This window comes from Microbacterium sp. PMB16 (assembly GCF_051294855.1).
Taxonomy (GTDB): Bacteria; Actinomycetota; Actinomycetes; order Actinomycetales; family Microbacteriaceae; genus Microbacterium.
The window spans coordinates 2,976,955-2,996,169 of sequence record NZ_CP145908.1 but is presented as its reverse complement, the minus strand read 5'-3'; the positions used below and the strand labels follow the sequence as shown (position 1 = coordinate 2,996,169).

The window sequence follows — 19,215 nt, the reverse complement described above, 5'->3', positions numbered from 1 at the left end:
GAACTCCTGTTGTCGGAACGCAGGTCAGCGCGAGAGCGGGATCAGACGGTGACGACCTGCGCCGTGCCGAGAGGCGCCTCGGGGCCCATCTCGTCGGCGATACGATTAGCCTCTTCGATCAGCGTGGCGACGATGTCAGCCTCGGGAACGGTCTTGATGACCTCGCCCTTGACGAAGATCTGCCCCTTGCCGTTTCCGGAAGCGACGCCGAGGTCGGCCTCACGTGCCTCGCCGGGGCCGTTGACGACGCAGCCCATGACGGCCACGCGCAGCGGCACGGTCATGTCCTTGAGCCCCTCGGTCACGTCTTCCGCGAGCGTGTACACGTCGACCTGAGCGCGCCCGCACGACGGGCAGGACACGATCTCGAGCTTCCGCTCGCGCAGGTTCAGCGACTGCAGGATCTGGTGCCCGACCTTGACCTCTTCAGCGGGCGGGGCGGACAGCGAGACACGGATCGTGTCGCCGATGCCCTCACCGAGCAGGATGCCGAATGCCGTGGCGCTCTTGATCGTGCCCTGGAACGCCGGCCCCGCCTCCGTGACCCCGAGATGCAGCGGCCAGTCCCCCATCTGGGCGAGCAGGCGATACGCCTGGACCATGATCACCGGATCGTTGTGCTTGACCGAGATCTTGAAATCGTGGAAGTCGTGCTCCTCGAACAGCGACGCCTCCCAGCGCGCGCTCTCGGCGAGCGCCTCCGGAGTCGCCTTGCCGTACTTCTGCAGCAGGCGCGGGTCGAGCGATCCCGCGTTCACGCCGATGCGCAGGGAGACCTCCGCATCCTTGGCCGCCTTCGCGATGGCGCCGACCTGGTCGTCGAACTTGCGGATGTTCCCCGGGTTCACGCGGACGGCCGCGCACCCGGCGTCGATCGCCTGGAACACGTACTTCGGCTGGAAGTGGATGTCGGCGATGACCGGGATCTGGCTCTTCTTCGCGATGATGTGCAGCACGTCGGCATCGTCCTGCGACGGCACGGCCACCCGCACGATCTCGCACCCTGACGCCGTGAGCTCGGCGATCTGCTGGAGAGTGCCGTTGATATCGGTCGTCTTCGTGGTCGTCATCGACTGCACGCTGACGGGGGCGTCACCACCCACGAGCACCTTGCCGACCTTGATCTGGCGGGACTTGCGGCGAGGGGCAAGGACGACGGGGACCTTCGGCATCCCAAGATTCACTGCTGGCACCCGTCCAGCCTACGCCGCCAGGATGCACGAGGGCTGGATGCTGGCCCCATCGCTCTCCGCGTCATGCGCCCGAGGCAGGCACCGACGGTGTGGTAGTTTTCACCCCATGCTCGCGAACTTCACCTGGTGGCCCGCCTCTTAGGCGGTGTGTTCGCGTTCCCACGAATTCAGACCGCCTCCGGGGCGGTCTTTTCGTTGAGCCGAGCCGGAGCCCTGCACAGGAGACATCGATGACCCTCTCACGACTCGCCGAGCTCAGCGCCGACCCGGCGGCATCCTTCGTGCTCATCGCACGCGACGGCGCCGACACCGTCGAACTCCTCACCGGAGACGTCATCGACGTCGATCTGCTCGGCGACATCCCCCTGGACGTCGACGGCGTGCCGCGCGAGGTCTTCGCGCTTGTCCCCTATCGCCAGGTGCGAGAGCGCGAATTCGTCGCGCAGGACGACGGAGCACCGCTGCGCTGCATCGTCATCGACGAACACACCCATCTGCCCACCCCCGAGCTGCTCGCCGCGCTCCCGTCGACTCCGGTGCCGCTGCGCGACGACGGCTTCGACATCCCCGACGCGGAATACGCGGCCATCGTCGAGAAGGTCATCGCAGAGGAGATCGGCCACGGCGAGGGGGCGAACTTCGTCATCCGACGGGACTTCACCGCTCGCATCGACGTGGCGGATCGCACCGCCGCACTCACCTGGTTCCGTGCGCTCCTGACGCACGAGCGCGGCGCCTACTGGACCTTCGCGGTCTTCACGCCCGGACAGATCGCCGTCGGCGCGAGCCCCGAAGCGCACGTGGTCGCCCGAGAGGGGATCGTGACGATGAACCCGATCTCCGGGACCTTCCGCCACCCGTCAGGAGGCGCGACGAAGGAGACGCTCGTCGACTTCCTCTCCTCGACCAAGGAGACCGAAGAGCTCTTCATGGTCGTCGATGAGGAGCTGAAGATGATGAGCGCGGTGTGCTCCGACGGCGGACGGATCACGGGCCCGCATCTGAAGGAGATGTCGCGCCTCACCCACACCGAGTACATGCTCCGCGGACGCAGCGCCCTCGATCCCCGCGACATCCTCCGCGAGACGATGTTCGCTCCGACCGTCACCGGTTCGCCGATGCAGAACGCCTGTGCGGTGATCCGTCGTCATGAGAAGAAGCCGCGCGGCTACTACTCCGGGGTCGCCGCCCTGTTCACGCCGAATGCCGACGGCGGGCACGACCTCGATGCCCCGATACTCATCCGCACGGTGTACCTCCACGACGGTGCACTGAGCGTTCCCGTAGGCGCGACGCTGGTGCGGCACTCCGACCCGCTCGGCGAGGTGTCCGAGACCCACGGCAAGGCCGCCGGTGTGCTGGGCGCGATCGGCGCGATCGACCGCGACCGCGTCGCAGAAGCACGCAGTGACGCCGATGCCCCTGGTGACGAGCGTGCCCTCGCCGACGACCCGACCATCGCCGCGCTGCTGTCTTCGCGGAACGCCCGCCTCGCGGACTTCTGGTTGAACCCGCAGGGCGACGACCTGGGCGGACCGTTCGCCGGCCGCACCGCCGTGGTCGTGGACGCGGAGGACCGCTTCACCACGATGCTGGCCCATCAGCTCCGTCACCTGGGGCTCTCCGTGACGATCAGCGCCTGGAGCGCTGTTCAGGATGCTGATCTCGACGCCGCGGACATCGTCGTCGCCGGCCCGGTCCCGGCGACCCCCGGGATGCCGCGAGCGCCCGCATCTCACGGATGCGGGAGGTGGTGTCCCGGCGCCTCGACGCGGGCGCGCCGCTGCTGGCGGTGTGCCTGAGTCACCAGATCCTCAGCGACCGGTTCGGCATCGAGCTGACGTCGCTCGATGCGCCGCATCAGGGGCTGCAGAAGTCGGTGCCCGTGTTCGGCGAGGACGCATCGATCGGGTTCTACAACACCTTCACGGCGCGAGTCGCACCGGGGACGACGAGCGTCGGACCAGCGGAGGTGTCGGCGGATGCCGGCTCCGGCGACGTCTACGCGCTTCGCGGGAAGCACTTCGCGTCCGTGCAGGGGCACCTCGAGTCGATCCTGTCCCGCGACGGCATCCGCACGCTCGAGCGGCTCGTGCGGCACGCGCTGGCCTGAATCCGCTCGCTGGATGAATCGCCGCTCGCGACCCTGCGCCGGAACGCTACTGCAGGAGAGTGACCGGGTTGAAGAGGTCGGCCACCAGCAGCAGCGCGCCCATCGCGATCAGCAGCACCGCGACCACGACCGTGAGCGGCACGAGCCGCGTCGCGTCGACGGGCGCCGGCGGGGGGCGACGGAAGAGTTTCGCCCACAGTCTCTTGATGCCCTCCCACAGCGCGACCACGACGTGACCACCGTCGAGCGGCAGCAGCGGGATGAGGTTGAAGACGAAGAGCGCCACGTTCAGTGATCCCAGCAACCCCAGCAGCACGGCGAAGCGGTTCAGCACCGGGGCATCGGTCGCGGCGACCTCGCCCGCGAGACGTCCCACGCCGACGACGCTCAACGGCCCGTTCGGGTCGCGCTCGCCTCCGGTGACGAGAGACACCCCGATGTCCCACAGCCGCACCGGAAGCGTCACGATCAACGACGCCACGCGGCTCACGTTGTCGGCCGCCATCTGCGGACCGGCGGTGAGCGGCTGCTGCACGTAGCCCATCTGCGAGCCCATGCCCACGTAACCGACGGTCTTCACGACCGGGTTTCCGGCCTTGTCCAGGACCGGTTGACCACTGGCATCCGTGATCTTGCGTTCGGCGGCGATCGGGGTGATGCGCAGCGTCTTCTCCGCGCCGTCGCGGCGGACGACCATGCTCAGCGTCTCGCCGGGAGCATCCTGCACGATGGCGGTCGCCTCCGCGAAGGTCGACACGGGCTGACCGTCGATCGAGACGATCACATCGCTCGGCTTGATCCCCGCCTCAGCCGCGGGCGACGCCGGGTCGTCGGGAGAGCACTCGGTGGCCTTTGAGCCCGCCGGCACCACGCACTCCGTCACGGACGCGATCGTCGTCGTGCCCTGCTGCACCCCGATGCCGGAGACGAGGACGGTGAAGATGATCGTCGCGAGGATCAGGTTCATGAACGGTCCGCCGAGCATGATGATCACGCGCTTCCAGACGGGAAGCTTGTAGAAGACGCGATCCTCGGCGCCTTCGGCGATCGTCTCGTCGTTCGCAGAGCGCGCGTCCTGGATCAGCGTGCGGAAGATCCCCCGCGCGGGACCGGCGTTCTTCGAGGCCGGGTACATGCCCGACATGGAGATGAACCCGCCGAGCGGGAGCACCTTGAATCCGTACTCGGTCTCACCGATGCGCTTCGACCACATCCGCGGGCCGAAACCGATCATGTACTGGCCGACGCGCACGCCGAAGAGCTTGGCGGGGACGAGATGGCCGACCTCGTGCAGACCGATCGACAGGCCGAGCCCGATCAGCATGAACAGGATGCCGCCCACATAGAGCAGGATTTCCACGTGCCAACGCTACTGCCCGCCGCCTAGGAATCAGCCCGGCCCGCCGATCCGGATAGGCTGTGCCGGTGACTTCCCGGCAGTTGAGACTGGTGCGTGCCGCTGCCGTCTCCTCCGTCGCCACGCTGATCGCCGCCGTGTCGCACACACTCGGCGGTGGAGCTGCTCCGCATCCCCTGCTGATCCTCGCGGTCATCGCACTCCTGACGCCGCTGAGTGCGCTGCTGGTCGGCGTGCGTGATTCTCCGGTCCGGGTCGCCGCGGTCGTACTCCTCTCGCAGGCCGCGTTCCACCTCGTGTTCCAGGCACTCGGCTCGCCGACAGGCGGCTCCGGCATGGCGGGAGCTGCTGGACACGTGCATCAGATCGACCTGCGGATGCTCGGACCCGTCGCACCTGCCGCGGCCTCCGACGCCTCGATGCTCTTCGCCCACGTCGTCGCCGCGGTCCTGACCACGCTCCTGGTCTGGCACGGGGAGTCGTTAGTCCGCGTCGTCACCGGATGGGTCCATGCCCTGCTGCGTCGTGCCGCGCCCGTCGCACCGGCCGACCACGAGCGACCCGTCTCGCTCCCCTCGCTCGCTCTCCCGGCCTACGACGCCGCGGTCTCATCCGCCGTCTCCCGACGCGGACCGCCTGCGCTCCTGCGCAGCTGACCAGCCGCACATGTGATCCGCTGCTTCAGCAGCAGCACCCTCGCGGGTTCCCGCGTCGTTCCGGCGCGCCCGCCTTCACGAGCAATCAGGAGACTTCTTCATGTCCAGCAGCACCCGCACAACCCCCACCGCCCCGCGGCGCACTCGACGGGCCGTCATCGCCACTGCGGCCGTCATCGGCGGCACCGTTCTCGCGCTTGCCATCCCGACCATGGCCAGTGCGCACGTCGGAGTGAGCCCAGACGAGCTCGTCGCCGGAGACCACGGCGTCCTCACGTTCTCGTTCTCGCACGGCTGCGACAACTCCCCCACCACGGCCTTGCGCATCACGATGCCGGAAGGCCTCGCATCCGTCGCTCCCACGATGGACGGCGATTGGAAGATCGACGTCGCACGCGGCGACGACGGCCTGGTGAGCGCGGTCACCTACACCGCGCTCGCGCCCGTGCCGACCGACCTCCGCGGTGCCGTCAGCATGTCCGTCGGACTCGATGAGGACACGCCCGAAACGCTGGCCTTCCCCGTCGTGCAGGAGTGTGTCGACGGGGCGACGGAGTGGACCCAGCTCGCCGAGAAAGGCGAGGACCCGCACAGCCTGGACTCGCCCGCTCCCGTCGTGACCGTGACCGCGGCGACGGCCGACGGACACGGAGCGCACGACGCGACCACACCGAAGACGGATGCCGCCGGCGAGACCGCCGCCGCCGACCCGCTGCCCACCGTTCTCGGTGCCGGCGGGCTCGCCGCCGGAATCGCTGCCCTCGTGGTCGCGGTGCTCGCCTACCGCCGCCGCGTCTGATCGACCGCTCGTCCGCTCACGCGTCGCAGGCCGACGCGGGAGCGGACGTGCCGCGGCCCGGGTTCTCACCGCCGCCGTGAGATCATGGTTTCGACATGTCGATTGAACAACAACCGAGCCTGCCTCCCGTGCTCCGCCCCGCGAACCCGCCCCGGCGTGAGCTGTCCGAACTCGCCTCCCGATTCGCCCGCTCCGTGCGCGGCGACGTCGACGGCACCGTGGTCTCCGGCATCACGCTCGCCACCGCCGATCTTCGCCCCGGCGAGGCGTTCGTCGCGATCCAGGGCGTCAATCGCCATGGTGCCGACTTCGCAGCCGACGCGGCACAGAAGGGCGCCGTGGCCGTCATCACGGATGAGCCGGGGGCCGCGATCGCCGCGGAGACCGGACTGCCGATCATCGTGGTGGACGACCCGCGCGGAACGCTCGGCGATCTCAGCGCCTGGGTGTACGGCACCGGGGCGGACGACCCGCTGCCGCTGCTCTTCGCCACGACCGGCACCAACGGCAAGACGAGCGTCTCGCACCTCCTCGAAGGCATCCTCGACCAGATGGGCGTGGTCACCGGACTCTCGTCGACGGCCGAGCGGCACATCGCCGGCGAAGTCATCGTCTCTCGGCTGACGACGCCGGAGGCCTCCGAGATGCACGCGCTGCTCGCACTCATGCGCGAGCGCGAGGTCGAAGCCGTGGCCGTCGAGGTGAGCGCCCAGGCTCTCTCCCGGCACCGCGTCGACGGCATCCGATTCGACGTTGCAGGGTTCACGAACCTCAGCCACGACCACCTCGACGACTACGCCGACATGGAGGAGTACTTCGAGGCGAAGCTTCCGCTCTTCCGCCCCGACCGCGCCCTCCGCGGCGTCATCTGCCTCGACTCCCCCTCGGGCGCGATCGTCGTCGACCGTTCCGAAATCCCCGTGGTCACGGTCGGGACGCCGTCGATCGCTGCAGACCCTGAGGCCGCCGCCATGGCCGACTGGGTCGTCGTGATCGACGACGAGCGAGCCGCCGGGACGACCTTCACCATGACCGGCCCCGCAGGTTCCCTCACAACGACCGTCCCCGTGATCGGCCCGCACATGGCCGCCAACGCCGCACTCGCGATCGTGATGCTGCTGGAGGGCGGCTACGCCTGGCAGCGCATCGTCGACGCACTCTCCCGAGACGGCGGCATCCGCGCCTATCTCCCCGGGCGCACCCAGTTGGTCTCGGGCGACCGCGGACCTGCCGTCTTCGTCGACTTCGGGCACTCCCCCGACGCGTTCGAGAAGACGCTCGCTGCCGTGCGTCGTGTGACGCCCGGTCGGGTGCTCATGCTGTTCGGCGCCGACGGCGACCGCGATGCGAGCAAGCGATTCGACATGGCGCGCACGGCGGTCGAAGGCAGCGACGTGCTCGTCGTCACCGATCACCACCCGCGTTTCGAAGATCCTGCATCGATCCGGGCGACCCTCATCGCGGGGGCGCGCACGGCTCGACCGGATGCCGAGATCCACGAGTACTCCCCGCCGGAGAGGGCGATCGTCGCGGCAGTCGGACTGGTCGGTGACGGTGACGCAATTCTCTGGGCGGGGCCCGGTCATCAGGACTACCGCGACATCCGTGGCGTCCGCACACCCTACTCGGCGCGTGAGCTCGCTCGGCGGGCTCTGCGTGCGGCAGGGTGGCCGGTGCCGGATTCGCGCTGGCCTGTCCCGTACACCGACGAGGACTGACGGCGAGAAGCCTCAGACGGCCGCGATCAGACGGTCAGCGGTGCGCCTCGCCCACACTTCGGCGGCCGCGAGCGAATCGACCGTGAGCGCGTCCGGCGGCTCATGAGCATCGACGACACGGGCGATCGTGTCCACGATGCCGAGGAACGACAGACGTCCTTCGTGGAAGGCGTCCACGGCCTGCTCGTTCGCCGCGTTGTACACGGCAGGGAACGTGGCGCCGGCGCGGCCCACGGCCTTCGCGAGCGCGACCGACGGGAAGGCCTTGCCGTCCAGCGGTTCGAACGTCCACGAGGAGGCCGTGGTCCAGTCGAGCGGTCGCCCGACGCCGCCGACGCGGTTCGGCCAGTCGAGACCGAGTGAGATCGGCAGGCGCATGTCGGGCGGTGACGCCTGCGCGATCGTGGATCCGTCGATGAACTCGACCATCGAGTGGACGATGGACTGCGGATGCACGACCACGTCGATGTCGTCGTAGGCGACGTCGAACAGCAGGTGTGCTTCGATCACTTCGAGGCCCTTGTTGACGAGGGTGGCCGAGTTCGTCGTCACCATCCGCCCCATGTCCCATGTCGGATGCGCGAGCGCCTGCGCCGGCGTGACCTCGGTCAGCTCCTCGCGCGTGCGGCCGCGGAACGGTCCGCCGGATGCCGTCACCACGAGTCGGCGCACCTCGGCGTGGGTCCCCGCCAGGAGCGCCTGCGCGAGGGCCGAATGCTCGGAGTCCACGGGGACGATCTGCCCGGGTGCGGCGGCCGCGAGCACCAGCTCGCCGCCCACGATCAGGGATTCCTTGTTGGCGAGCGCGAGGGTTCGTCCGGCCTTCAGCGCCGCCAGCGTCGAACCGAGACCGATCGATCCCGTGATCGCATTGAGCACCACATCGGCCTCGACATCGCGGACGAGCTGCTCGGCCTCGTCAGCGCCCAGCGCCGTGTCCTCGACCTGGAACTTCGCGGCCTGGTCTGCCAGCATCTCCGCGTTGGAGCCGGCCGCGAGGCCGACGAGTTCGAACCGCCGCGGGTTCGCGCGGATCACGTCCAGCGCTTGCGTTCCGATGGAACCTGTGGAGCCGAGGACGATGATGCGACGCATGCCGCCAGCCTATGACACCGACTGGCGGCCGCCGCGCTTACTGCTGCTGCTGCTGAACGGGCGTGGTCGCGAGGATGTCGACGACGAAGACCAGGCTCTCCTTCTGGAGCTCGCTGGTGGAGTCCTCGCCATAGGCCTCGGACGGCGGCATCTTGACGACGACCTGGGAGCCGACCTTCTGGCCTTCCAGAGCCTTCTTGAAGCCGACGACCACTCCGGAGGTCTGGAACTGCGAGGGCGCCGCATCGCGGCTCCAGCTCGAGTCGAACTCCTTGCCGTCGGACCACTTGACGCCGAGGTACTGCACGACGACGAGGTCTCCCGCGCCGACGGTCGGGCCGTCACCCTGCTTGAGGACCGCGACCTCCGTCTTCGTCGGCGCATCCTCATCGGGGATGGTCACGGTCGGAACGCCCTTGTCGTCGAGCTTCACCGTGGGCATCCCGGGAGTCGGGTCGACGGGCTTGCCGGTGGCGACCTCGGGGAGGTGCTCGACGGCCTCGGCGTAGACGACGACATTGCCGACACCCTCGCCGAGCACGCTGCCCGGAAGGGCGAGGACGATCCGCGATCCGACGGGCTTGCACTCGAGCGCCGCGACGAACAGGGAAGACTGGTTGGTGTCGAGGAGCACGGGCAGCAGGCCGTCCTCGCCACGAGCCGACGAGTCGACGACTTCGCCGGTCTTCGCATCGACGATCTGGTACTGCACGGAGACGAGGTCGTTCACGCCGATCTCCTCGCCGTCGCCCTCACTGACGACCGTGCGCTCGACGCCGGCGAAAGCCGCATCGGCAGGCACGGTCACCTTCGTGTCCGCGCCCTCGCCCTTCAGGACCACGGAGTCAGAGGTCGCGCCGGCCTTCGCGTCGAGCGCACAGGTGCTCGACGCCGTCGGCTCGGGGGTGCTCGAACTCTCCGGCGTAGCACCGCCGGCGCAGCCCGCGAGCAACAGGGTCGCCGCAGCGACGGTGGACAGGACGATGAGCGGACGCTTGCGCACAGTGAGACCTCTGGATCGCGGGCAGGACACCCCATCCTCCCTCATCCCCCTTTGCCCGCGCTGGGAGGCGCGTCGAGAGTCTTCATTCCCGCGATGGCATGGATCCGGGAGTAACCTGCTCTGATGACCTCTGAGCAGTCCGTCGAGCCCGAATCCTCGTCAGCACCGACTGCCTCGGACGAAGACGGCTCGAAGCCTCGCCACGCCGGCTTCACCTATTCGCTGGGTCGCGGACTGATCAGCCCACTTGCGCGCCTCGTCTATCGTCCGCGAATCGAAGGCAGGGACAACGTCCCCCTCACCGGCCCCGTGATCTTCGCGAGCAACCACCTGTCTTTCATCGACTCGATCGCGATCCCGGTCGCCGCTCCGCGCCCCGTGCACTTCCTGGCGAAATCGACGTACTTCGAGGGAGCCGGTCTTCGCGGGTGGCTCAGCCGCACCTTCTTCCAGTCCATCGGCGCGATCCCGGTACGCCGCGGTGCCGGACAGGCCGCGCTCGACGCGCTCGATCTGCAGCGTCAGCTCCTCGACGAGGGCCTCGCGGTCGCGCTGTACCCCGAGGGCACCCGCTCGACGGACGGTCGCCTCTACAAGGGTCGCACCGGCGTCGCCTTCCTGGCGTTGCAGACGGGTGCACCCGTCGTTCCGGTCGGTCTGATCGGAACCGACAAGGTGATGCCGGTGGGCGCCAAGGTCCCCACGCGGTCGGAGCGGATCACGGTGCGCTTCGGCGAGCCGCTCGACCTCTCGCCGCACGGTCCTGCGACCAGCGGGCGTGCCCGTCGACTGGCCACGGACGACATCATGGCGGCGATCCATGCGCTCTCCGGTCAGGAGCTCGCGGGCGCCTACAACGAGGCTCCCGCACAGGGCACGATCGAGAAGATCAAGCAGGCGCTGCCCCACGAACGTCGCTGACGCCGGGCGCCAGACGCAGGCGCTAGGCGACCGCAGTGACCGTGGCCTGGTGGCGCACGGGGAAGTTCATCGAGTTCGCGATGAAGCACCATTCGTTGGCCTGTGCATGGGCCCGCTCGGCGGCCTCGATCATCGACTCCTCTGCGACGACGACCACCGGGTGCAGCATGACCTCGACGAATGACCCACCGCCGGATCCGTCCTCTCGCATCATGCCGTTCGCTCGGTCGCTGTAGGACACGACGACCACGCCGGCGGTCACGCACGCGTGCAGGTACGAGAGGAGGTGGCACTCGGACAGCGAGGCCAGCAGCAGGTCCTCCGGGTTCCACCGCGACGGATCTCCGCGGAACGGCTTGTCCGCCGACGCGAGGAGCTCGGGCTTGCCCTCGACCTCGATGGTCACGTCGCGGCGGTAGTCGCGATAGCCGCTCGTCCCGGTCCCGGCGTTCCCGGTCCAGGTGGTGGTGAGCGCGTAGCGGTGCTCGCCGAGTGCACGGGAGGTCTGTTGCTCTGCCATGCGACCAGTCTGCCAGGGATAGAATCGACGGGTGCCGGAGACTCTCACTGTTCAAGATGCCGTCGAACTCGCCGTCGTCGAACGAAGCGGGTTCGTGGAGTCGCGTCACGCAGGTGTCGCCGTCGTGCTCTCCCCCGACGGAGACGTCGTCGCACGACACGGGAACGTCGAGGCGCTCGTCCTCCCGCGATCCAGCCTCAAGCCGCTGCAGGCGGTGGCGTGCATCACGGCGGGAGCCGCGCTCGAAGGCGAACAACTGGCTCTCTCGACGGCGAGCCACACCGGCACGGATCGGCATGCTTCGGTGGTGCGCGACATCCTCACCGCAGGTGGCTTGACGGAAGACGATCTGGGCTGCCCGGCAGCATGGCCCAGCGACTCCGCCACGCGCGATGAGCTCGTGCGCGAACACGGTGAGACGGCCCGCGTGCGCATGAACTGCTCGGGCAAGCACGCCGCGATGCTCCGCGCCTGCGTGGCGACCGGCTGGCCGACCGATGGATACCTCGATCCGACGCATCCCCTGCAGACGCACATCCGTGAGGTCGTGGAGCGCCTCTCCGGCGAGAAGATCGCCCACACCGCGATCGACGGCTGCGGTGCACCCGTTCATGCTCTGACGCTCACCGGACTCGCCCGCGCCATCCACCGCATCGGCACCGCCTCCGACCGTTCTCCGTTCGCACTGCACCGGGTGGCCGGGTCCCTGGTCCGCGCCGTGCGCGAGAATCCGTGGACGATCGAAGGGCCGGGCCGACCCGACACCATCGCGATCGAGAAGCTCGGTGTGTTCACGAAGGGCGGCGCGGAGGGCGTCATGGTCATGGTCGCCCCGAACGGGACCACCGTGGCGCTGAAGATGCTCGACGGTGCGGCTCGCGCCTCGACGATCGTCGCCGCTACTCTGCTCGCCCACAACGGCGGCCTGGACGAGGCGGAAGTGCGTTCGCTCAGCGAGGCCCTCCCGCTCGAGGTCCTCGGCGGCGGAAACAACGTCGGGGTCATTCGCCCCGGCGCAGGGATCTGACGAGCCGACGCCGACACTGATCATCGCGGTGTGAGCGCCGGCAGCACCACGCGGCGCGGCGAATCCGCGTCGCGCACGGACCAGGCGCGTCCGGCGTGGGGTCTGGCGTACGGCGGAAGCTCCTTGACACCCGCGAGCTGGCGCAGATCAGCGGGGTGCTCCGCGCGGATGAGGATCTCGCCCTCGCCACGGACGCGTTGCCAGACCGACCAGCTGCGTTGCCACGTCTCGGCATCGGCCACCAGGATGCGACGCGCGGTCGGCCGCACCGGTTCGGCGCCCGCGAGGATCACTTCGCATTCGGGATAGGCGGCACGGAGTTGTGCCGCCACGCCATTGGCACCGGGGGTGACCACTGCCGTGACCGCGGACACCGGGGTCCACGATTCCGCCTCCGACTCGTCCCGCCCGCCACTCCCACCGGACTCCACCCAGGCGAACTGCACCTCGCGGTCGCCGATGCGGGCACGCCCTGGTGGTCGCTCCCGCACAAACCCCGATGGCTCTCCGCCGGCCGCCAGATGCTCGACCTTGCTCGACATCCGCAGCAGCGCACGCCGAGGAACCATGTCGAGCAGCCGGCCGGCAGGACCCGCAGCGCGCGTCGCGGTCAGGACGAAGGTGCTCGCGCGAGCCGTCCGAAGGATCTGCTCCCAGCGCTGAACGAACTGCTGGGCGTGCTCGGATGGCAGCTCCGCGAGCAGAGCGTCGAGGTCGTCGCAGAGCACGACCGCTGGCGGCGCCTCCGCGCCTGACGCCCAGGCCGCGACGCGATCCCATGCGCCCTCGAGATCGCGCGGTACCCAGACCACATCCGGAAGCTGAGAGGCGATCACGCGCAGCACAGCGGTTCGCCCGGAACCAGGCGCTCCCAGCACGACCAGACCGCGATCGACGCCGCACCGCAGCACCTCAGGAGGTTGCGCCTGATGCTCCGGGTCATCGGCGCGACCGAGCAGGACGGTTCCCGCCACCGCAGCGGGGTTGCGAGCGCGACGTCCTGCGGCGGCCGCGGAAGCAGGGTGTGCGGCCAGCTCGGCGAGCGGGAGACGGGTGGGCAGCGCCGGGAGCCAGGGACTGCGAGGCGGATCCGACGCGGCCCACCGCATGCCGACACGTCGCAGATCCGAGGCGGACGTCAGTGCGACGCGCATCGCGAGGGGAACACGATCCTCCGGCCGCCACAGCAGGCCGAGACCGCGCGACGTCACTCCCCCGGGAAGCTCGGCCGCGGCGCTCGTGCCGATGACGAGTCTGCTGTCGGCAGGGTCACCCACTCTCAGGCTGATCCGCAGCGGGCAGTTGGCCGCCAGCGCATCTCGCACGACGCCCGTCGCCCGCTGGGTGCCCAGGATCAGATGCATCCCGAGCGCGCGCCCGCGCGCTGCCACATCGGTGAACACCGCCCCGAGGTCGGGATGCTCCTGAAGGAGCGCGGCGAACTCGTCGACGACGATGATCAAGCGGGGCATCGCCGCATCACGGATGTCGCGCACCCCCGCCGACGCGAGCAGAGCCTCGCGACGTCGGAGTTCAGCGGTGAGACTCGACACTCCGCGCCGGGCACCTTCTTCGTCGAGGTCCGTGATCACGGCGGCCACCTGACGAAGTTCCCGCAGGGGCTCGAATGCCGTGCCGCCCTTGAAGTCCGCCAGGATGAAGATGACCCGTTCGGGGCCGTTCTGTGCGGCGATCGCCGTGACCCAGGTGACGAGCAGTTCGCTCTTCCCCGTCCCGGTGGTGCCGGTGACGATGGCATGGGGGCCGTGCTCGACGATGTCGACCACGATCTCTCCGCGCTCGCCCTGTCCGATCATCGCCGGCAACCCTTCCTGTCCGGCGATCTGCGACAACTCATGCAGCGACACCGTCTCCGGCAGCGCATCGGAGTCATCCGACTGCCGTGCGCACGTCTGAGCCACTTCTCCCGCTTGGGCCGCCGACAGACACTCCACTGCGACCTCGACGATGCCCTGAGGCGTGCGCAGGACCGCCGCTCCCGGTTCCACGACATCGATGACGGTCGTTATGCCCTCCGGCACGTCGGCACCGGTCTCCGCCAGCCAGATCAGAGCGTCCGCGTCCACGCGGTCCGACTCGGCAGTCGCGACGCCCAACCGAAAGCTGCCGCGACGCTCCCTGGCCGCATGCGGGAGGGTGCTGAGCCCGATCCGCTCGACATCTGCGCCGACGAGCGAGAGCTGCGTCGCGCTGAAGCGCAACGACAACTGCACCACCAACGCGCGCGCGGCCGCGGCGACCACAGGCGCGGTTCCTCTCACGCACACGCCGCGCCCGAGGGGCACTGTGATCGGCGCATCCTGGAGCGAGGCGCTGCGCTCGCGGAACGCGCGCCCGCGTTCGTCGTCGCCGCCAGTGCATCGGATGCCGCTGGGCACCGTGCCGCTCCCCACAACGAGCGCTGTCGCCGCTTCCGGCGGGTGAGCACCTCGGAGAGGCGGCTGCGTGAGGCACGACGCGACATCGGGCTCACGCAGCCGGAGAGCGGCGCGCTCTGCCTCATGCCTGCTGCGGACCTCAGCCTCCGCTGCCACCCAACCCGCGTTGGCCTCCGCCTGGCCACGTCGTCGGTCGCGGCGTCTGCTCCGCGCGGAGTCGAGAAGAGAGGCGACCAGCATCAGCGGCCCGAGGGCGGCGAAGCAGAGGGCCATCAGGGAGCCGGAGACCAACCACAGCACGACCCCCGCGGCGACCGGGACGATGGCTGCCATGAACGGCAACGTCGGTCGTCGTGCGGGGACGGGGGCGGCGGGGAGAGCGATCGGCAGAGACTCCATACCGATCAGTGCACCGCACGATACCCAGCGGATCGCGCCTGTCCACAGGCGCGAACGGCTATTCGGCCGTGTCGCCGGGTGTGGAGGACTCGTCGCCCTCCGCGCTCACCTGAACGATGACGAGCGTCACGTTGTCGCGGCCGCCGTTCTCCAGGGCTGCGGCGAGCATCGCATCGACGGCAGGCCCCGGCTCCGCGTTCTCTCGCAGGAAGTGCTGGATGCCGTAGTCGGTGAGCTCTTTGGTGAGCCCGTCCGAGCAGATCACGAACCGATCTCCGGGGCGCACGTCGATCGTCACGTAGTCGGGGGCGGTGAGTTCACTCGCGCCGACGGCCCGCGTGATCACGTTGCTGTAGGGATGCCCCTCCGCCTCTTCCGGGCTGAGCTTTCCCGCAGCGATCAGCTCCTGCACGACCGAGTGATCCGTCGTGACCTGGATGAGCCGGTCGTCGCGCAGCAGATACACCCGGGAGTCGCCGATGTTCAGCGAGACCCATTGCGGCTCATCGCCGTCCTCATCGAGATAGACGCCCGTGAGGGTGGTCCCGGTTCCTTCGTCGGTCGTCTCCGGGTGGTCGGCGATGTCGCCGATCGCGAGCTCGAGCGCGTTCTCGATCGTGGGCCGGCTGACGGTACCCGCTTCGACGACTGCCTGGAGCCGCGAGACCGTGCTGCGACTGGCGATCTCACCACCCGCGTGCCCTCCCATGCCGTCGGCGACGATGAAGAGAGGGTAGTCCGCGAGGAACGCGTCCTGGTTCGTCTCACGACGACGCCCCTGATCGGTGACGCCCGCCCACGAGAGCAGCAGCGGACGCTGCGCAACCGTGACGCTGTGCGTCTTCGTCGTCTCAGCCACGTGCCGCCTCCGATGGACCTGCGGTGATTCGGGCAGTCGCAGGATACTCACACATCGTAGTAGAACTCCCCCGCCGCGATCACACTCGGGCCCCCGGATCCTCGGGCAGAGGGAACAGCGAATCGATGATCTCGAGCTCCGCGGCATCCGGCTGCCACGCTTCACCTGCGACGGCGTTCGCTTCGACCTGCTCTGCCGACGTCGCTCCGGCGATGACGCTGGAGACCGCCGGCTTCGCGAGAAGCCAACCGAACGATGCCTGCAGCATCGTGATATCCCGCTCGTCGCAGAACGCGCGGAACCGTTCGATCGCATCCCACGGCGCGTTCTCCCAGACGTGCCGGCGCGTCGACATGATCCGGCTCGATGCGGGCCCGCCGTCTCGGGTGAACTTGCCGGTGAGCAATCCGTTGTGCAGAGGGAAGTACGGGAAGAAGCCGAGCCCGTACCGTTCGACGGCGGGCAGCACTTCGCGCTCCGCGGCGCGAGCCAGCAGCGAGTAGTGGTTCTGGGCGGAGATGAATCGTCCCGTGGACCGCTCCCTCGAGGTGAACTCGGCTTCCGCGATCTGCCATCCGGTGAAGTTGGAGTGCCCGTAGTACCGGATCTTCCCCTCACGCACGAGCTCGTCCAGCGCGTCCGTGGTCTCCGCGATCGGCGTCTCCGGGTCGGGGAGATGCAGCTGATACAGGTCGATCCAGTCGGTGCGGAGCCGCCGCAGCGATTCCTCGACCGCGCGACGCACGTAGCGGCGCGACGCGCGGGCGCCGGGGAACTCGTAGCCCATGTCCCGTTCTTGCCCGAACTTCGTCGCGAGGACGACCCGATCCCTGCGCCCTTCCAGGGCTTCGCCCATCAGCGCCTCGCTGGCACCCGCGACAGCGCCGTACATGTCCGCGGTGTCGAGAAAGGTGATCCCGTTTGCGATCGCCGCGTCGATCACCGTGCGGGTGCCGGCGAGCGTCTCGGTGGCGGTGCCGCTGCGTCCGAAGTTGTTGCACCCGAGCCCGGTCGGCGAGACGAGGAGTCCGGACGCGCCGACCCGGCGCTGCGACATGACCATGGTCTCCACGTTAGTCGCCCTGCCGCGCCGGACGACGCAGCGCACCGGAGGGACAGCACAGGGCCCCCGACCGAAGTCGGGGGCCCTGTCTCAGAAGATCACGCCGGAGGCTGCGTCGGATCCGTCGGCGCGGCGGGCGGTGCCGGCGGCGCGGCCGGAGGTGCCGGCGGAGTCACGGGCGGTGCTGCCGGAGGTGCCGGCGGAGTGGTCGGCGGCGCGGGAGGAACCGGCGCGCCGGTCGCGGGAGCCGCGGGACCTGCCGGAGGTGCGTAGCCGGGCTGTGCCGGAGGCGCGTAACCCTGCGGAGCGGGCGGAGCGTAACCCTGCGGCGCCGGCGGAGCGTATCCCTGGGGAGCCGCGCCGTAGCCCTGCTGCGGAGCCGCAGACGGCTGAGCGGGAACGCCGTCCCAGACGGTGCTGTCAGCGAAGAAACCGTTACCCGCCCATGGGGCCGGCGCGATGTTCGGGTTCCAGCGCGACTTGTCGAAGGCGTTGATGCCGAGCCAGACGGGGGCGAGGAAGACCCAGAGCACCACCCACACAGCGTCCTTCTGAAGCTTGAGACCGACTCGCCAGGCGACCATCGCGAGCACGACAGCGAACGCGATTCCCGTGAGGGCGTTCAGGTACGGGATGCAGGCGAGCAATAGCGCGATGAGGACGACCCACGGCGAGACGTCTCCGAGCTTTGCGAACACGAGGTAGTTGTAGACGGGCACCCAGGCACGCCACTTGCCCTGGACGCCGGCCTTCTCGAAGACCTTCGAGAGGAAGATGGCGGTGATGACGTAGAAGGCCACTGCGAACAGCAGCCCGATGAAGAAGAACGCGAAAGCAGCTGCGAGAGCTGCTCCGCCGTCGTAGTAGTCGGACATGACCCCTCCGGAACCATTGAACTGACGCGGTTCGCGTCGCGTCCCCCACCATAGCGGGCGCACCAGCGGCGGGCAACGAACCACGCGGGGAGAATCATCCGCGCGTTACACGGCGTCACTCGACGACGACGAGCTCCAATATGCCGGTTCTCTCGCCGTCGCGCACCACGATGTCCCGCTTGGTGGCCCATGCGCGGAACTCCCGTACCGAGGAAAGCCTCGGCCGATCTTCCGCGAGTGCGCGCACCAGCAATCCCTTGGACTTCTTGTTGAAGTGGTTGAGTGCTCTGCCGTGCTCGGTCACGACGCGCACGTACGCGGAGGGGACGGATGCCGGAACCGGTCCGAGTGCGACGTAGGCCTCACTGCGGAGGTCGAGGATGAACGACGGTTCCGCCTCGGCGATCGCAGACGAGGTGGCATCCGCCCAGTGCCGTCGCAACGCCGGCAGCCCCGGGAGCGAAGTACCGGCGGAGAGCCGATAGGCCGGCAGCGCGTCGAGCGCGCCGACGGGCCCCAGGGGCGCGCTGTGGATCCACACGTGCTCACCGAGCCATCGTCGAGCGGCCGCCGAGAGCGTGGCGGCATCCAGCGCATCGAAGAGCACGCCCGTGTATCGGTCGACGGCTGCCATCGTGGGCGCCGTGCGCAGCATCCGGTTGTGCAGGACGTCACCGGCCTGGCGCGCGCTGAGTTTCAGCACCCGCTTCGCCGCCTCTTCATCGGCGGCGAGGTCGATGAGGGCGTCGACGGCAGCCGACCGATGCGCGTGCAGACCCGGCAGCGGCAGCGCCGCGAGAGCCAGAGGGGCGCCGTCACCGCCGGGACGCTTGGTCTCGGACGGCGGGAGAAGGATCTTCATATGACCTCGGAGAACAGACACGTCCGCCCCGGAGCCTGCACTCACTCAACAGAAGAGCGGGCAAGGTCCGGGGCGGACGAGAAAAGCGAACTGCTAGGCGATGAGAGCCGCGTTGCCGGCAACGATCGTCAGGGTGTTGCCCTCCATGGAGAGGAACCCGTCCTGCGCGTTGGCCAGCACCTTGGTGCCATCCGTCTGGGTGATGCGGACCTGGCCCTCGGTGAGGATGGCCAGCACCGGCTCGTGGCCGGTCATGAAGCCGATCTCACCCTCGACGGTCTTGGCGACCACGAGGCTCGCCTCTCCCGTCCAGACCTCCGCGTCAGCGGAGACGAGGCTCACGTTGAGCGCCATGG

At 69.1% G+C, this 19,215-nt stretch carries 16 protein-coding genes and 1 pseudogene; 6 read left to right on the top strand and 11 right to left on the bottom strand.

The annotated features are described in order from the left end of the window. Positions 1-41: 41 nt before the first annotated feature. A complete protein-coding gene (ispG, locus tag V5D55_RS14290; RefSeq protein WP_435744146.1) occupies positions 42-1,172 on the bottom strand; it encodes a flavodoxin-dependent (E)-4-hydroxy-3-methylbut-2-enyl-diphosphate synthase in 1,131 nt (376 codons plus the stop codon). 251 nt (positions 1,173-1,423) lie between these two features. Here ispG and V5D55_RS14285 point away from each other — a divergent pair. Continuing rightward, positions 1,424-3,306, top strand: a pseudogene (locus V5D55_RS14285) (chorismate-binding protein). 46 nt (positions 3,307-3,352) lie between these two features. Here the strand turns inward: V5D55_RS14285 and V5D55_RS14280 are convergent. Beyond that, positions 3,353-4,666 (bottom strand): M50 family metallopeptidase, encoded by a 1,314-nt coding sequence (locus V5D55_RS14280; RefSeq protein WP_435744145.1) that lies wholly within the window; start codon positions 4,664-4,666, stop codon positions 3,353-3,355. Positions 4,667-4,731: 65 nt separating this feature from the next. On the opposite strand from V5D55_RS14280, the gene V5D55_RS14275 reads away from it, so the two are divergent. The 3 genes from V5D55_RS14275 to V5D55_RS14265 all read left to right on the top strand — a co-directional run bounded on the left by V5D55_RS14275 (position 4,732) and on the right by V5D55_RS14265 (position 7,836). After that, a complete protein-coding gene (locus V5D55_RS14275; RefSeq protein WP_435744143.1) occupies positions 4,732-5,319 on the top strand; it encodes a hypothetical protein in 588 nt (195 codons plus the stop codon). 100 nt (positions 5,320-5,419) lie between these two features. Beyond that, positions 5,420-6,118 carry a YcnI family copper-binding membrane protein gene (locus V5D55_RS14270; protein WP_435744141.1) on the top strand — a complete coding sequence of 233 codons (699 nt, stop codon included), beginning with the start codon at positions 5,420-5,422 and terminating at the stop codon, positions 6,116-6,118. A 95-nt stretch (positions 6,119-6,213) separates the two neighbouring features. After that, positions 6,214-7,836 carry a Mur ligase family protein gene (locus V5D55_RS14265; RefSeq protein ID WP_435744139.1) on the top strand — a complete coding sequence of 541 codons (1,623 nt, stop codon included), beginning with the start codon at positions 6,214-6,216 and terminating at the stop codon, positions 7,834-7,836. Between the two features lie 12 nt (positions 7,837-7,848). Here V5D55_RS14265 and dxr read toward each other — a convergent pair whose 3' ends face one another. Further along, positions 7,849-8,931, bottom strand: a complete 1,083-nt coding sequence (gene dxr / locus V5D55_RS14260; RefSeq protein WP_435744137.1) for a 1-deoxy-D-xylulose-5-phosphate reductoisomerase — start codon at positions 8,929-8,931, stop codon at positions 7,849-7,851. 37 nt (positions 8,932-8,968) lie between these two features. Then, on the bottom strand, positions 8,969-9,934 hold the full coding sequence (locus V5D55_RS14255; protein WP_435744135.1) for an FKBP-type peptidyl-prolyl cis-trans isomerase: 966 nt from the start codon (positions 9,932-9,934) through the stop codon (positions 8,969-8,971). Positions 9,935-10,057: 123 nt separating this feature from the next. Here V5D55_RS14255 and V5D55_RS14250 point away from each other — a divergent pair, with 123 nt between their 5' ends. Further along, on the top strand, positions 10,058-10,855 hold the full coding sequence (locus V5D55_RS14250) for a lysophospholipid acyltransferase family protein (protein ID WP_435744133.1): 798 nt from the start codon (positions 10,058-10,060) through the stop codon (positions 10,853-10,855). 22 nt (positions 10,856-10,877) lie between these two features. On the opposite strand, the gene V5D55_RS14245 is transcribed toward V5D55_RS14250, so the two are convergent. Continuing rightward, positions 10,878-11,375 carry an OsmC family protein gene (locus V5D55_RS14245; protein WP_435744131.1) on the bottom strand — a complete coding sequence of 166 codons (498 nt, stop codon included), beginning with the start codon at positions 11,373-11,375 and terminating at the stop codon, positions 10,878-10,880. Positions 11,376-11,406: 31 nt separating this feature from the next. Between V5D55_RS14245 and V5D55_RS14240 the strand changes: the two genes are divergently transcribed. Further along, positions 11,407-12,402, top strand: a complete 996-nt coding sequence (locus V5D55_RS14240) for an asparaginase (protein ID WP_435744129.1) — start codon at positions 11,407-11,409, stop codon at positions 12,400-12,402. Between the two features lie 20 nt (positions 12,403-12,422). Here V5D55_RS14240 and V5D55_RS14235 read toward each other — a convergent pair whose 3' ends face one another. The 6 genes from V5D55_RS14235 to V5D55_RS14210 all read right to left on the bottom strand — a co-directional run bounded on the left by V5D55_RS14235 (position 12,423) and on the right by V5D55_RS14210 (position 19,213). Next, complete coding sequence (locus V5D55_RS14235) at positions 12,423-15,134, bottom strand: FtsK/SpoIIIE domain-containing protein (protein WP_435744127.1); 2,712 nt, start codon at positions 15,132-15,134, stop codon at positions 12,423-12,425. Positions 15,135-15,258: 124 nt separating this feature from the next. Further along, positions 15,259-16,059: a PP2C family protein-serine/threonine phosphatase gene (locus tag V5D55_RS14230; RefSeq protein WP_435744125.1), complete on the bottom strand. Its 801-nt coding sequence runs from the start codon at positions 16,057-16,059 to the stop codon at positions 15,259-15,261. Between the two features lie 79 nt (positions 16,060-16,138). After that, positions 16,139-17,122 carry an aldo/keto reductase gene (locus V5D55_RS14225; RefSeq protein ID WP_435744123.1) on the bottom strand — a complete coding sequence of 328 codons (984 nt, stop codon included), beginning with the start codon at positions 17,120-17,122 and terminating at the stop codon, positions 16,139-16,141. A gap of 98 nt (positions 17,123-17,220) precedes the next feature. After that, on the bottom strand, positions 17,221-17,997 hold the full coding sequence (locus tag V5D55_RS14220) for a large exoprotein (RefSeq protein ID WP_435744120.1): 777 nt from the start codon (positions 17,995-17,997) through the stop codon (positions 17,221-17,223). Between the two features lie 115 nt (positions 17,998-18,112). Then, complete coding sequence (locus V5D55_RS14215; RefSeq protein WP_435744118.1) at positions 18,113-18,859, bottom strand: YaaA family protein; 747 nt, start codon at positions 18,857-18,859, stop codon at positions 18,113-18,115. Positions 18,860-18,952: 93 nt separating this feature from the next. Continuing rightward, a complete protein-coding gene (locus V5D55_RS14210; protein WP_435744115.1) occupies positions 18,953-19,213 on the bottom strand; it encodes a F0F1 ATP synthase subunit epsilon in 261 nt (86 codons plus the stop codon). Between the last annotated feature and the right edge of the window lie 2 nt (positions 19,214-19,215).